General features: G+C 65.8%; 13 protein-coding genes. 2 read left to right on the forward strand and 11 right to left on the reverse strand.

Translation table 11 applies throughout. The features are described from left to right. Window positions 1–50 precede the first annotated feature (50 nt). From V7Q48_RS02585 to V7Q48_RS02620, 8 genes are all read right to left on the reverse strand, one after another. Window positions 51–293, reverse strand: coding sequence for a helix-turn-helix domain-containing protein (locus V7Q48_RS02585; RefSeq protein WP_333836090.1), 243 nt, complete (start codon window positions 291–293; stop codon window positions 51–53). 183 nt (window positions 294–476) lie between these two features. Continuing rightward, on the reverse strand, window positions 477–803 hold the full coding sequence (locus V7Q48_RS02590; protein ID WP_102959702.1) for a DUF736 domain-containing protein: 327 nt from the start codon (window positions 801–803) through the stop codon (window positions 477–479). Window positions 804–1,363: 560 nt separating this feature from the next. Beyond that, the gene (locus V7Q48_RS02595; RefSeq protein WP_333836092.1) at window positions 1,364–1,807 is read right to left on the reverse strand and encodes a hypothetical protein; all 444 of its coding nucleotides are present in this window, start codon (window positions 1,805–1,807) and stop codon (window positions 1,364–1,366) included. 140 nt (window positions 1,808–1,947) lie between these two features. Next, on the reverse strand, window positions 1,948–2,115 hold the full coding sequence (locus tag V7Q48_RS02600) for a hypothetical protein (RefSeq protein ID WP_164714525.1): 168 nt from the start codon (window positions 2,113–2,115) through the stop codon (window positions 1,948–1,950). A 224-nt stretch (window positions 2,116–2,339) separates the two neighbouring features. After that, window positions 2,340–2,918: a hypothetical protein gene (locus tag V7Q48_RS02605; RefSeq protein WP_333836093.1), complete on the reverse strand. Its 579-nt coding sequence runs from the start codon at window positions 2,916–2,918 to the stop codon at window positions 2,340–2,342. Between the two features lie 84 nt (window positions 2,919–3,002). Further along, complete coding sequence (locus V7Q48_RS02610; protein ID WP_333836283.1) at window positions 3,003–3,926, reverse strand: DUF2493 domain-containing protein; 924 nt, start codon at window positions 3,924–3,926, stop codon at window positions 3,003–3,005. 313 nt (window positions 3,927–4,239) lie between these two features. After that, the gene (locus V7Q48_RS02615; protein ID WP_333836094.1) at window positions 4,240–5,277 is read right to left on the reverse strand and encodes a DUF7146 domain-containing protein; all 1,038 of its coding nucleotides are present in this window, start codon (window positions 5,275–5,277) and stop codon (window positions 4,240–4,242) included. Further along, window positions 5,277–9,605 carry a strawberry notch family protein gene (locus V7Q48_RS02620; RefSeq protein WP_333836095.1) on the reverse strand — a complete coding sequence of 1,443 codons (4,329 nt, stop codon included), beginning with the start codon at window positions 9,603–9,605 and terminating at the stop codon, window positions 5,277–5,279. The genes V7Q48_RS02615 and V7Q48_RS02620 overlap by 1 nt, the downstream gene beginning before the upstream one ends. 228 nt (window positions 9,606–9,833) lie before the next feature. Between V7Q48_RS02620 and V7Q48_RS02625 the strand changes: the two genes are divergently transcribed. Together V7Q48_RS02625 and V7Q48_RS02630 are read left to right on the forward strand one after the other, a co-directional pair. Then, window positions 9,834–10,193, forward strand: a complete 360-nt coding sequence (locus V7Q48_RS02625; protein ID WP_333836097.1) for a hypothetical protein — start codon at window positions 9,834–9,836, stop codon at window positions 10,191–10,193. Window positions 10,194–10,306: 113 nt separating this feature from the next. Next, window positions 10,307–10,750 carry a hypothetical protein gene (locus tag V7Q48_RS02630; protein WP_333836098.1) on the forward strand — a complete coding sequence of 148 codons (444 nt, stop codon included), beginning with the start codon at window positions 10,307–10,309 and terminating at the stop codon, window positions 10,748–10,750. 158 nt (window positions 10,751–10,908) lie between these two features. Here the strand turns inward: V7Q48_RS02630 and V7Q48_RS02635 are convergent, their stop codons facing one another. The 3 genes from V7Q48_RS02635 to V7Q48_RS02645 form a co-directional block, all read right to left on the reverse strand. Further along, on the reverse strand, window positions 10,909–11,322 hold the full coding sequence (locus tag V7Q48_RS02635; protein WP_333836099.1) for a hypothetical protein: 414 nt from the start codon (window positions 11,320–11,322) through the stop codon (window positions 10,909–10,911). Between the two features lie 67 nt (window positions 11,323–11,389). Then, window positions 11,390–11,608 (reverse strand): hypothetical protein, encoded by a 219-nt coding sequence (locus V7Q48_RS02640; RefSeq protein ID WP_333836100.1) that lies wholly within the window; start codon window positions 11,606–11,608, stop codon window positions 11,390–11,392. Window positions 11,609–11,667: 59 nt separating this feature from the next. After that, on the reverse strand, window positions 11,668–13,788 hold the full coding sequence (locus V7Q48_RS02645; RefSeq protein ID WP_333836101.1) for a ParB/RepB/Spo0J family partition protein: 2,121 nt from the start codon (window positions 13,786–13,788) through the stop codon (window positions 11,668–11,670). Window positions 13,789–13,904: the final 116 nt, after the last annotated feature.

The raw sequence follows: 13,904 nt of genomic DNA on the forward strand, positions 1-13,904 counted from the left end.
CGGCGACGCCGTCGCAGGGCGACCGGGCGGTCTGAACCCGCGCCGATGCGTCAGCCTCTCTTCTTCCTATCGACAAGCATCACTCCCACGCCCTGGTCAGAGTTCAGGAAGACGATCCCGCCCTGCTCGAACGCGCGCCGGACTTCGTCGCGTGTGCTCTCATACACCTCGAGGCCGCCTGCGGATTCGAGGCGCTTGAGCGCGGTCAGCGATACCCGGGCCTTGTCAGCGAGCGTCTCCTGTGTCCAACCCAGTAACGCGCGTGCGGCCCGTGATTGTCGGGCGGTGATCATGCATGATCACCTCCCACACGGACCTACGCGCACGCCAAAACTACGACTATAATAGTCGCTCTCGGCATGCTCTTCCAGTCGGAAATCCCTCTTTGGGCTCAATGAGACCGCTAAACGCCGCAACTGATTCGGTCGCCGCATAGCCAAGGCCCCGGCCTTCCGGCCGGGGCCTTGCGCGGGGTCTCAGTCGCCGCGCCGCCCGTTGGGACGGGACCAGATCAGCGAGAAGGTGTCGCCTTCCTCGTCGTCGAAGAGGTTGGCGTAGATGGGGGCGTTGAAGCTCGGATCGTCGAGCTTGAGGCCCAGATAGTCGCGGCCTTCGTTGGAGCGCTTGGACCAGGCGGCGCCGATTTCGGCGCGGCCGACCAGGACCCGGTGGCTGGGAGCGTTCTCGCCGGTGGCGCGCTGGTCGGGGACGATGCGAACGTTCTTGGCCTGGACGCTGAGGGTGACGATTTCGCCGGTGAACTCGTTCGAGCCGGTCTTCTTGAAGGTGCCGATGGTCGCCATTGTAAGTCTCCGTTTTCCGTTCCCGAGCCCGCACCATTGCGGCCTCGATGGCGATCGGCAGGCCGGAGGCGATCGACGGCGCACCCCGTCAGGGGCCTGACAGCCAAGGAGGGCTTTCTTGGCGCGCGAGGAATGGCGGCGCAGCCGGCAGGGGAAGAAAGTTTGACGCGGCTGTTGCGTCATAGGCGATCGAGGCGCAGCCGGCCTTCGGCCAGATCAGGCCATTGAAGAGGCCGTTCGGAGCGGTCGAGGAAGGGTCAAAAAACGGAGAAGATGGCGGCCATCCCGCACCGGCAGACCGGCCGCATGGCGGCTCACCGGCTTCGTCTCCTCCCGCCAGGCGACGCTGCTGCATCTTGGCTTCCCGCCGCCACGATGGAGATCGCCGCGCCCGATGTCCGGTGCTCGCCAAGATACGGCTCAGCTCCCGCAGCGCTCCAGAGAGGACCGCCTTTCCGGACGAGCGTTGATCCGTGCCCATGCGCCAATCACTCGACATGAGACGACGGGAGAGACCGCGACAACGACTGCCCTGATCCTCCTAACGGCGATGACGGAGATCAGGCGCGCGCGAGATCCCGGTCGGACGGGGCCGGAGCCGCCGCCATTCCAGCGACCCGAACGAACGCGGTAATGCCGACCGCGGTCGCGCCGATGACGGAGAATGCGATTTGCCAAGCGTCGGACGGCATGAGGTGCTTCACGATGCCATGGGAGGCATGGAAGCCGGCGATCGCCGCCGGGACGACGAAGGCGGCGGCGACGATCAGCTTGAGCCACATGGGCCGGACGAAGGTGAGCAGCAAATGACCGGCCGCCAGCGTGATGGCGGCCGCGACAGCGCCGACAAGGACCGCGCCCGGGATGCCGGCGCCGGTGCCGTGCGCCCAGGCGCCCGCGGTCACGCCGACGAACGCCGGCAGCGCGAAGACGGCCAGCGTGAACAGCAGCCAGCAGAGCAGGCCGATGGCTGCAAGGGATGCGAATATTGCGAGAATGATCATGGTGGTGGTCTCCGTGAGAAAAGGTCTGACGGTTGCGCCTCCACCACCACCACGGCGCGCTCGAACTATAGCTGAAAATCGGCTGCGCCGGGAGCGGAAATCGCGTGCGACTTCCGCGCGGCGGCGCCGGTTCGCCCCGGTTATGGGGCGAAGGGATCGATCTCATGGACGATCGCGGCCATGTCGCCGTCGTATTCGCTGGCGGGCGTCACCGAGAGGGTGCCGTCGCCGGCCTGGAAGATGATGATGGCGGCCATCAGGGTGGTGGCGAGGCTGAAGGCGAAGGCGTGCGCGTCGTTGAGGGACATCGATCCGGCTCCTGTTTGAGCGGAGGACCATCCCCCGCTGACAGGCGCCCGAAGTGTCGGACTGAACGCTGCAATCACCGCGCAGGCGCAGCCGAAGCGGCGGCATGCTCGCATAGCCGACCCTTTACGGGTTGATGGCGTCAGGCGATCAGTCTGACCAAGGATCAGCGCAGATAAGCGGGGGTGGTTTTCGTGCCAGGAGCCGCGGTGATACCGGGAAAGCGTCAGTCGAGTTCAATGGTCTTGCCACGGTCCTTTTCGAGCCAGTTCAAGTATTTGTTCAGGCTGATCGTGACGAAGTGCTCGGTGTGAGCGACAGCTTCCAAGAAGTCGGCGATCTCGTCGACGGGGACTGCCATCGTCCACAGGTGCCGGATGACAAGACGTTCGGGCTCCTCCTTCACTGCGAGGGTGAGGCGAACGATGTCCGACGCGTCGGTGTGTGCGGCGATTGAATTGCGCAGGCCGATAAGACGTTCGTGGACCTGCTTTCCGTCGTCTGATCCCTCGTAGACCTTCTTCGCATCAAGCATCGGAATTCCCGATCCTGACGACGCATAGCAGCGGCAGTAGGCCATGATCCCGGCGACGAAGAATGCTTGTTGGCGCAGCGAGTTTTCCATTTCGGCGAGTTCGACCGGGTGGTCACGCACCCATTCGAAGTTTGTGCGCGCGTTGACGAGGTGCATCAGCATATGCGTCCACGACGAAAGACGTTCGAATCCGGGAGGATCGAGTGTAAAGCCCTCGGCGACGATAGGTGCCATATGGGTTTTGTAGTCGTCGTCTGTGATTGTGCTCATCGAATCCTCGCTGTCCGCTCAGTGCTTAAGTAGAACGCTGCGCAGTGCGATCCAGCGTTTCAGCCGTTTTGCGGCAGGCGGCGCTCACGCGCCGCCGAACTTCCAGACCGGGATGCCGAGCTTCTTGGCCTTGTCTGCAAGGTTGTCATTGATGCCCGTGCCGGGGAAGTGCATCACGCCTTTGGGCAGGATTTCCAGCATCTCGTCGTTACGTTTGAAGGGCGCTGCGCGGCCGTGCTTCGTCCAGTCGGGAGCGAAACCGATCTGCGGCACGTTGCGGTTCGTCGCCCAGAGCGAGGCGATCTTCTCGGCGCCCTTCGGCGATTTGCCGTGCATGAGCACCATATCGGGGTGCTTCTCGTGAACTTGGTCGAGCTTGGCCCAGATCAGCCGGTGATCGTTGAAGTCGAGCCCTCCGGTAACGAGGATCTTCGGACCAGGCGGAAGGAGGATTGTCTGCTCTGCGCGCCGCTTCGCGGCCAGGAAGTCGCGGCTGTCGATCATCGCCGAAGTCAGATTGCGATGGTTGACCCTTGACCCGCTGCGCGGAAGCCAGGTCTTGCCGACGTGGCGCTCGTAATGTTCGGCCGCCTGGTCGCGCATCAGCTCGAAGGCGTTCTGACGTTCGATCAGCGTCTGCCCCTCGGCGATATGGCGCTCGAGTTCGACTGCCTTCACTTCGCTGCCGTCCTGTTCACGCTGCCCGCGGCGTTGCGCCTGCTCGTTGTCGTCGAGTTCGCGCGCGATCCGGTCGGTGGCGCGGTGAAAGACGTTGACCGTCGACCACAGGAGATCGTCGAGGTCGGGTTCGAGGCGAGTGTCCTCCAGCGTCCCAATCAGGGCGTCGAAGATGTCGGCGATCGCGCCTGCGACTGCATTGCCGTCGGGGAGAAGTCGCTGGTCTGGTTCATCCTCGAAGGGACGGTAGCCGTGGAGCTGAAGCTCGGTGAGGACATGGTCCGTGGGAGATGAGGCGTGATGCGGTTCGAAGTCGTCGTGCTCGCTCATGGGATGCTCCGTCGGTTGGACCGCGACCGTCGCGGCCTTCATGGCGACGAAAGCCGGCGGGCGGGCCAGCCCTGCACCCGGCGCGCAGCGCAGGGCCGGAGCGTCAGCGGAGGATGGCGAAGGCCGGCGATTTTGCCTCGCGATGGAAAGGCGCGGCACGCGCCGCCGGAAAATCGTCGGCCGCAGCCATTGCTGGGCGGGCCCGTTTGCTGGCCGATCGCCCTCTCGAAGGCCGAGGCGCGGTCCCCTCCGACGGTTGGTGCATCTGCGAGCACGACGACGCACCGTCTCAATGCCGCTCTCGCGTGCCCGGCTATGCCGCCAGCGCCATGAACCTTGCGACGTCCTGGGGTGCGATCTGCATCCGCGACTGCTGCCGGAGATGCTCGATGCCCAAGGTGCGGAGATCCTCGTTGAAGTCGCCGAGCGCTGGCGAGATGACGATCGCCTCGATCCCGACGGCGTTGGCCCGTTCGATCAGGCTGTCACGCGCACCGTCGCCGGCCGGATCATTGTCGCGCACGATGTAGAGCCGTCGCAGCGTATCGGGGAACAGGATGGCAGCGAGATGCGCCGCCGAGAGCGCCGCCAGCATCGGCATGTCGGGAAGGACCTGTCGGAGCGACAGGACGGTCTCGATGCCTTCGCCGGCCGCCATCACTTCGCCGCCGATCCCGAAGCGGACGGCGTTGCCGAGCAGGTCGCCCATTGCTCGCCTCGGCGTGTCGATGGGCGCCTTGTCACGCGATCGGGGATCGAGCCAGGTTCGGTGCGCGCCCGTGATCCTGCCGTCGAGATCGGTGACAGCGGCGATCATCGCCGGCCAGGTCTCGGTCGGCGCGTGCTCGTCGGGCCGATAATAGCAGCGTGGATGGAAGCGAAGGTTTCCGGTTCCGCGCAAATCCGTAATGCCGCGTTCTCGTAAATACGCTTGCACGATTGTGCCCGTTATCGGCTGCGACATGCCGATGAGACGTCGCGCTGCTTCCGGCGAGCCGCTTGGTGCTGGCCGCTGGCGCTCCTGAAATCGTGGCTCCGGTGCGGGTGGTGGCATGCTGAGGAAGGTCCGAGCCTCGTCGGCGACGTCCTTGAAGTCGACCAGGCCGCAGCTTTCACGAATGACGTCGAGGAGATCGCCGTGTTCGCCGGTGGCGGCGTCGGTCCATTTGCCCGCAACACCTTTGGGCGAATCCTTGAGCCGGACATACATCGAGCGGCCGGGCGTATTGCGCACATCACCGACCAGCCAGTAGCGGCCCTCGCGACGTCCGCTCGACAGATAGTGGCGGCACACCGCCTCGGCCTGTCGGCCGAGACTGTGCGCAAGATCGGAAGCGTCCTGCCGGGCCATCACGCAGCCTCCCGCTCGGAGATGCGTGCGACGGGAAAGGTGTCGAGCAGCTTGGCGAGGATGGCGAGACCGGAAGCATCGACGGGCACGAAGAAGCGCAGCTTCCACGAGATGATCTCGCTGAACAGGCCATAGGCCCCCAGTCGATCGCGCATCGCATCGGTGAAGCCCGACAGCTCGATGCGGTTGGTCCCCATCACGCGGGCGCGGCGCAACTGCATGCCCTCGGCGAGATCGAGGGTCGTCGTGCCGTCTATCAGCCCGGTGAAGGCCTGCTCCGGAGTGAGCGACGCGGGCCCCGTCGTCATAGCGTTCGCCGCCCAGGCGGGCGAGACGCGGCGACCGATGATGCGCTCGCCGTCATCGGTCTGGAGCCGATAGACCCGCGTCGACTCGTTGGGCAGCCGCTTCCAGATCGGCAACAACAGGCCCACGACGATGTGGATGGTGCTGTCGGAGAACTCCGGCACCTCGGCCAGTTCGGTATCCCAGGCGGTTGCGAAAGCGGCGCGATCGGCTTCCTCCCAATGGCTTTCGTCTATCATGCGCAGCGGCGCGTAATGCTGCTCCATCGGCCGGATCAAGCAGACGCGCCGCTCGATCTCGCCGTCGTCGAGCATCATCGACGGTGCAGGAACCTGCACGGCGGCGCGGCCGGAGCGACCGTTCACCAGCAGCCGGGCCCGAGGATCGGAAAGCTGGCCGAGTACATCGGCCAAGGCCGTCGGCCGATTGCGCTCCCGGCGGGTGATGGTCAGCAGCCGCGTTTCGGCTCCCGTGCCAGGATGCGTATGGATCACCTGGCTGTCGGTGACGATGAAGCTCTCGGCCTGCAGCGTCTCCAACCCGACATCGTAGACGCCGCTGCGAATCGCGCCCTCGATCTTGGCGGTGAGGAGCTGCTCGAAGGCCGTGAAGAGCACGCCCTGCAGATCGATGGTCAGCGCCAGGAGCCTGTTGAGGAAAGTGGTGATCGGCGGCAGCTCGTCCTTGATGCCGTTGTCGTCCATCAGCTTCAGGCCGGTGGCGGTCTCGAAGCGGGCGAGCGAGCAGCCGTCTACTTTGCCACGCACCAGCAGGACATAGAGCTGGCGCAGCGCATCGCGCGCATAGTGCGATTCCAGATTGTCCTCGGGTCGGAAGAGGCCCTGTCCGCCGGTCTGGCGCTGGCCCTGCGTGATCGCGCCGAGCGTGTCGAGTCGGCGCGCGATGGTCGATAGGAAGCGCTTTTCGGCCTTAACGTCGGTCGCGATCGGTCGGAAGAGCGGCGGCTGCGCCTGGTCGGTCCGGTTGGTCCGACCAAGGCCCTGGATGGCGGCGTCGGCTTTCCAGCCCGGTTCGAGCAGATAGTGGACGCGCAGGCGCTGGTTCCGCGCCGCAAGATCTGCGTGATAGCTGCGCCCGGTGCCGCCGGCGTCCGAGAACACGAGCACGCGCTTCTGGTCACCCATGAACGCGGCAGCTTCGGCGAGATTTGCGGAGGCGGCGCGGTTCTCGACGGCAAGACGGTCGCCCTTGCGCACCACGCGGCGCGATCGGCCCGTCACCTCCGCGACTATGTCGGTGCCGAAACGCTGGACGATCTGGTCCAAGGCGCCGGGCACAGGCGGAAGCGATGCGAGCCGTTCGATCAGCTCGTCGCGGCGGGCGACGGCTTCCCGGCTCTCGACAGGCTGACCATCGCGATAAACGGGACGCGACGACAGATTGCCCTCGCTGTCGGTGAATGGCTCGTAGAGCTGCACGGGGAAGGAATGGGCGAGGTAGTCCAGGACATATTCCCTGGGCGTGATGTCCACCCGAACGTCGTTCCATTCCTCGGTTGGGATCTCGGCGAGACGCCGTTCCATCAGCGCTTCGCCGGTCGAGACGATCTGGATCACGGCGGAATGGCCGTCGGCCAGGTCCTGCTCGATCGAGCGGACCAAGGTCGGGGTCTTCATGCTGGTCAGCAAATGGCCGAAGAAGCGCTGCTTCGCGCTCTCGAAGGCTGAGCGTGCGGCCGACTTTGCCTGCCGGTTCAGCGTGCCGCTGTCGCCGGTGATGTTGGCGGCCTGCATCGCCGCATCGAGATGATTATGAATGATGGCGAAGGCGCCGGCATAGGCGTCGTAGATGCGGGTCTGCTCGGGCGTGAGCTGATGCTCGACCAGTTCGTATTCGACGCCGTCATAGGAGAGCGACCGAGCCGTGTAGAGGCCGAGCGCGCGCAGGTCGCGGGCGAGCACTTCCATGGCCGCGACGCCGCCATTCTCGACCGCCTCGATGAATTCGGCGCGATTGGCGAAGGGGAAATCCTCGCCACCCCAGAGCCCGAGCCGTTGGGCATAGGCGAGATTGTGGACCGTGGTCGCGCCGGTTGCCGAGACGTACACGACGCGCGCGTTCGGCAGTGCGTGCTGAAGGCGCAAGCCGGCACGGCCTTGCTGCGAAGGCGCGACATCGCCCCGTTCTCCCTTGCCGCCACCGGCGTTCTGCATGGCGTGGCTCTCGTCGAAAATGATCACTCCGTCGAAATCGGAGCCCAACCATTCGACGATCTGTTTGACGCGCGAAAGCTTATCGCCGCGGTCGTCGGACCGTAGCGTGGCATAGGTGGTGAAAAGGACGCCTTCCGCCAGACGGATGACCGTGCCTTGTGGGAAGCGCGACAGCGGCGTGACCAGCAGCCGTTCCATGCCGAGCGCGGACCAGTCGCGCTGGGCGTCCTCGAGCAGCTTGTCCGACTTCGAGATCCAGACTGCCTTGCGCCGACCCTGGAGCCAGTTGTCGAGGATGATCCCGGCCGACTGGCGGCCTTTGCCCGCGCCGGTGCCATCGCCGAGCATGAAGCCTTTGCGGAAGCGGACGGCGTTTTCTGCGTCGTCCGGCGCGGCCGAGACGAGATCGCAGGTCTCGTCCACAGTCCAAGCGCCGGCGAGATATTCGCCATGGGCCTCGCCCGCATAGATCACCGTCTCAAGCTGGGCGTCGGACAGCACGCCGTCCGTGACGATGTGAGCGGGGAGCAGCGGCCGGTAGCTCGGCTTCGGCGGAGCGACCGACGCCATCGCGGCAGATTGGACCAGCTTGGTGGGATGTGGCTGCGCGTCGGGAATGCGGATCGACTGGAGCGCATAGGTCTCATAGATCGAGTCCGAGAGGCGACCGCCCTCCGGCGGCATCCAGTCGATGGTCTCATAGTCGAGGGGCACGCCTTGAGGTTGGGCGATGCGGCGCGCAGGCGCTGCGGACGCGACCCGGGCGAGATAGCCGCGCACGGTGCGCGGCGCGACCGCCGCCTCGGCGATCGTCTTAGGAAGCGACACCGGCAACCGGGCCGGGAGCTGCTGGTCGATCCATGCGAGCAACGTCGCGACATCGGGCGCGAGGCCGGGAGAGTCCGGAAAGCGCGTGACGTCCTCGGCCGGCGCCTTGTCGATGACGGTCAGGCGCGTCTCGATGGTCGTGCCATGCTTGGCATAGACCGAGCCCGCTACGGCGGCCGTGAACACGACACGCCCGCGTTCCTGCAGCCGAATGAAGGCGTCGCGCCAGGCAGGGGCATCGGGCGAGAAGTTCGCGCCGGTAATGGCGACGAGGCGACCGCCATCGGCGAGACGCGCAAGGGCGGAGGCGACATGGCGATAGGCGGCGTCGGCGACACGTCCGGTGACGTTCGCCATCACCGAAAATGGAGGGTTCATGATGATGACGCTGGGAACGGCCGCCCGATCGAGGTGATCGTCGATCTGGGCGGCGTCGAGGCGCGTGACCGGGCTGGCCGGAAAGAGCGAGGTGAGGAGATCAGCGCGGGTCTTGGCAAGCTCGTTGAGGATGAGATCGGAGCCGGCGATCTCGGCGAGGATCGCGAGCAGGCCGGTCCCGGCCGAAGGCTCCAGCACGCGGTCGGTCGGTGTCAGCGATGCCGCGGTCAGGGCGGCGAGACCGAGCGGGACCGGCGTCGAGAATTGCTGAAAGGCCTGCGCTTCCTCGGAGCGACGCGTGTGCGTCGGCAGAAGGTGGACGATCTTGGTCAGCCCGGAAAGGCATGAAGCCGGCGAAGCGGCTTTGCGGAAAAGCGCCTTTCCGTATTTGCGCAGGAAGAGGACCGTCGCGACCTCGCAGGCGTCATAGGCCGTCCTCCAATCCCAGGCGCCGGCAGCGTCGGACGCGCCGAAGGCTGCTTCCATGGCCGCGCGCAGCGTTCCGGCATCGACCGGTCGGCCTCGCTCAAGATGAGGGAGGAGATGCTTGGCGGCGGCCAGCACGGCGGCGGGGGGCGGCGTCGCAGGCGCGAGGGGGCGCGAGACCGCCGGGGCGGCGGCCGGAAGTGAAGCGTAAACCATGATGGAGACCTCGGAGAGCTGAGACAGGACGAGCCGGCCCGGCGCTCTCTCTCGACCGGACGGGCTCAAACCCGTCCCGGCCGTCCTCTCACTCTGGCGCAGGGCGGGCCCGGCTCATCGCCCAGCCTTCCGGCGGAGGCGATCCGACGCTAAACTTTCCTGGGAAAAGAAGCCGCGGCGTCTCAAGTCACTGGAGTTCGCCGTGCCGGTAGGAAAGAGGCAGGCGAGATGAAGGGAAGCGTGATCGGCATTATTGCTGCGGGTTGCCTAGTGGTCGGGTTTGGCGCGGGGTTCGTCCTGCGGCCTGTGATTGCGCCGGTGTCCGCGTCGACCGCCGTCGCAGCCGGGGTCGCGCAGCCGACGGAGGAGGAGGCGACTGCGGCGGTCCGACGTCATCGCCTGTTCACGGGAACATCGCTCACCAATGCCAAGCTGAAGCTCGGCGACTGTTCGCCAGGCGGGGTCGGCCCGGGCGTGACCTGCATGACGCAGCTCGTGATGGATTCAACGAAGCCGAACGCGACACCGCAGAACCGGCCGATCGGCTTTGCACGCGTGAACGGGCAGTGGGAGGTCGCGGTCTGGTAGAGGAGGTCCGTAACAAGCGGCCAGGACTTGCCCCCTCACAGTATCGGCTGGATATTATGGTGGAGAAATCAAACAAGAAACCCTTGGCGATTTTAGGAGTGCCGAACTGCTCTATGAAATCTCTGCTTCCAATCGCGAGTTGCCTGTCGTTCTTCCTGTTGGCCTGCGCTCCAGCCGACCGACAGCAACAGAGCGTTTCCACGATCTCCTTTGCTCTGGCCCGACCAAAAGTCGTGATCGAGGCTGATCCGCCGCCGCCATTCACCTATTGGGCGAACGAAGGCTCGACGATACGAAATCACCCCCGGCAAGCAGGGATATGGATCGCGCAAGCGGTGGGACAGCCGGGTCGGTATTATTTCGGCGACCAGTGCCACGCGTCGCGATATCAGCACCTCGTCGGCCGCCCGCTCGCGGACATGCCTGAAGCACCACAAGGGCAGGTCTGGCGGACGCACTGCTCAAGCTGTGCGGTGACTCAGGATCTGGCGATGACTCGCATGAACATCAGCTTCAACGAAAAATCGCGCACGATCGATGCAATCGCGTGCGGGTGACATCTCCGTTACCATGCGGCTGGCCGCGAGGTGCTGCAATTTTGGATCCTCTATCGCCGTGTGGCGTGGTTCGCTGGGATCGATGCATTCCATCAACACGAGGTCGTTCTCGGCCACGCGCAGCAATGTCTGGAGATTGGCGCACGTGATCGGGATGTTCATCGCGCACCTCTCTCGGCAAGATGTTCGGCAAGCCAGCGCCCGCTGCTCATCCAGTCGATAGTCCGGCCCGTGGCCAGGTCGAGGACATGGGCTCCGCCGGAAAAGCCGCCGATGACGGGGTTTGAGGCGATACCAGCCCATTGAAATCCCCAGCGCCCCCTGAGCGCGAAGGCTTCGGCGCATCGCGCGACGAAGGTGATCATAAGCTGCGGGTCGGCGCTGCCGGGATCGCGAAGCCACAGGCGGGCCGCGCCATGTTCGGGCGTTAGCGAGAGCAAGAACGGCTCGGCCGGCGGGTTCTCGCGGTCGTTCTCGGCCATAAGTGCCGTGTAGATGTCAAAGGCCTGCGCCGCGTTGGCGGGGGTGCCGACGTCGAGCAGGCATGAGAAGCGGGTGAGATAGTCGGTCATGTCGGGCTCCTGAAACGAAAAAGCCCGGCGCTTGGCCGGGCTTGGAGTGGAAATGGGATGGCGTCGGCTAGTAGCCGAACTGCCAGGACGGCCATGACTGGCCGTCATCGGCGGCGCGCACCGCGTCGTCGAGATAGGCGGGGTCGCCCTCGACGACCGTGGGGTCGCGCACAGGTGTTTCGTCGATGATCGTCACGCGGCGGATCAGACCATCCTCGACCTCGACATGCACGGGAACGAGGAACTGGAAGACGACGCGGCGGGGCGCCGGGTTGGATTGCGACATGGCGCAGCTCCTTGTGTTGGAGGAAGGGGCGGAGCGGCCGAAGCCGCTCCGCGGTGCGCTTACTCGGCCGCGACGAGGTGCTGTTCCTCGTCTTCGGCGGGAGCCTCCTCGTCGTCGCCCGCAAGGAAGTCGGGCAACGCGCCGTCATCCTCGCGGCCCGCATCGGTGTCCGGGGTCGTCGCCTCGGATTCGGCGACCAAGCGTAGCGGCTCCGGCAACCAGCCGGTGCCGGCCAGCAGGCGTTCGGCCTCCTTGGCCATGTCGCCCTTCTTCAGGTGGTCGATGAGCTGCGCTGCTTGTTCGCCGGCGCCCTCGCGGACCGCTTGAAGGATGCGCGGCTTGGTGACGCGGCCCAGATAGTTGCCGACGGTCGGACGCCAGCCGACGTCCACCATGTCGAGGCCGGTGGCGCGGGCCAGTCGATCAGCCTGACCGAGCCGCATGTCGAGGCCGTGCTGCGAGACGCCATTGCCGCCATAGGGGTTCGGCTTCTCGTAGAGCGCGTTGACGCCGTAGCTCACGCAATGCGCCAGCAGCGCCATCCGGCTCGCATCGTCGAGTGCCGCCAGCCAGTCCCACAGCGCGTCGTCCTCGGCGGGAATGTCGCCCGCCCAGGCCTCGTGCCGCTCCTGCACCGCGCGGGCCGCCGGGCTGTCCTTCAGAGCGTCGTCCTGGACGGGGAAGAAGACGTGACTGACGGAGGCCTCGATCGCGCCCTTGTACATGCGGTGCTGGAAGGCGTCGGAGACCAGCTTGTGCAAGAGCGCGGTCATCGCGACATGCGGGTTGTTGGCGAGCGCATTGCGCAGCGCCAGGGTGCGGTGAGCCGTCAGCTCGGTGACCAGGCGATCGGGCAACGGCTTGATCGCATCGTCCTCGTCGTCCTCCGGCTCGGCGGGCTGGCAGCCGATCGTGATGACGGCCCGCTGTACGATCGGCTCGACCGGATCGCTGCCGGCTTCCCCGCCAGTCTCGCCCTCCGAGGCGGTCGGCGCCTCGTCCTCGGCCCGGACATAGCCGCGATCGATGTCGACCTGGCCGTCATGGGCGATACTGATGAACACGCCCGCACGGGCGATGTCGTCAGCCTCGTAGCGGACCGGTCGCGCCTCGAGGGCGGCGAGCGCCGTCTCGATCTCGCCGAGCCGCTGGTCGACCTCCTCCGGCAGCTCGTCGGCATCTTGGTATTCGGCCTCGAGCTTCTGCTGCTCGCCGATCAGGGCGTCGATCGTCGCCTGTTCCTCGGCGGTCAGGTCGAGGGCCTCGCCCTGCAGTTCGCGCAGGCTGCGGGTCGCGTCATAGGGGAAGCTGACCGCGACCTCGATCCACTTCCAACCCTCGGTCGCGACCTCCCCTGCGGTGGCCTTCAGTTTTTCAGCGACCAGACGATCGAGCAGCGCCGGATCCTGCAGCCAGCCGCCATCGTCGGATTGGAAGAGATCGCGCATGATGACGCCGCCGGCGGCCTCGTAGGCCTCGACGCCGACGAAGACGGCGCGCTTGTCCGAGGCGCGCACCGTGGTCTCGGTGAGCATGCGCCGGATCTGATAGGGTTCCTTCGACCAAGCGTCCTTTATCGCATCCCAGACCTGTTCCTGGCGGGCATGGTCGGGCGACACGGTGAACGCCATCAGTTGCTCCAGCGTCATGCCATCCTCGGCATAAACCTCCAGCAGCGCCGGCGATGCCGAGGCCAGGCGAAGCCGTTGCTTCACGACCTGGACCGGCACGAAGAAGGCGGCCGCGATCTCCTCCTCGGTCATGCCCTTGATCAGCATGTCGTGGAAGGCGCGAAACTGGTCGAGAGGATGGAGCGGCGCGCGCTCGATATTCTCGGCCAGCGACACCTCCTCGGGGAGGATGGCGCCGTCCCGTTCGCGCACAACGCACGGCACGGGTGCGACCTTGGCGAGGCGCTTTTGCTTGACCAGCATCTCCAACGCGCGGAAGCGGCGGCCGCCGGCGGGCACCTCGTAAATGCCGGTCTCGACGCCCTCGGCGTCGACCACCGGAAAGACGCTGAGGCTTTGGATCAGGCCGCGTCGGGCGATCGAGGCCGCAAGGTCATCGATCGAGACGCCGGCCTTCACGCGCCGGACGTTGGATTGGCTGAGCACCAGCTTGTTGAAGGGGATGTCGCGCGAGGACGACAGGACGATCTTCTGAACAGCAGTAGCCATCGGGATTTACTCCGCGACGGGCGGCCGAAAGACTCTCTCTCGACCTCCAACCCGTCACGGAGCGAAGCGCCGCCCTCTTCCTCTAAAGGGGGCAGCGCCACGGACCGGTGAACCGG

Source organism: Novosphingobium sp., from assembly GCF_036803765.1.
Lineage (GTDB): Bacteria > Pseudomonadota > Alphaproteobacteria > Sphingomonadales > Sphingomonadaceae > Novosphingobium.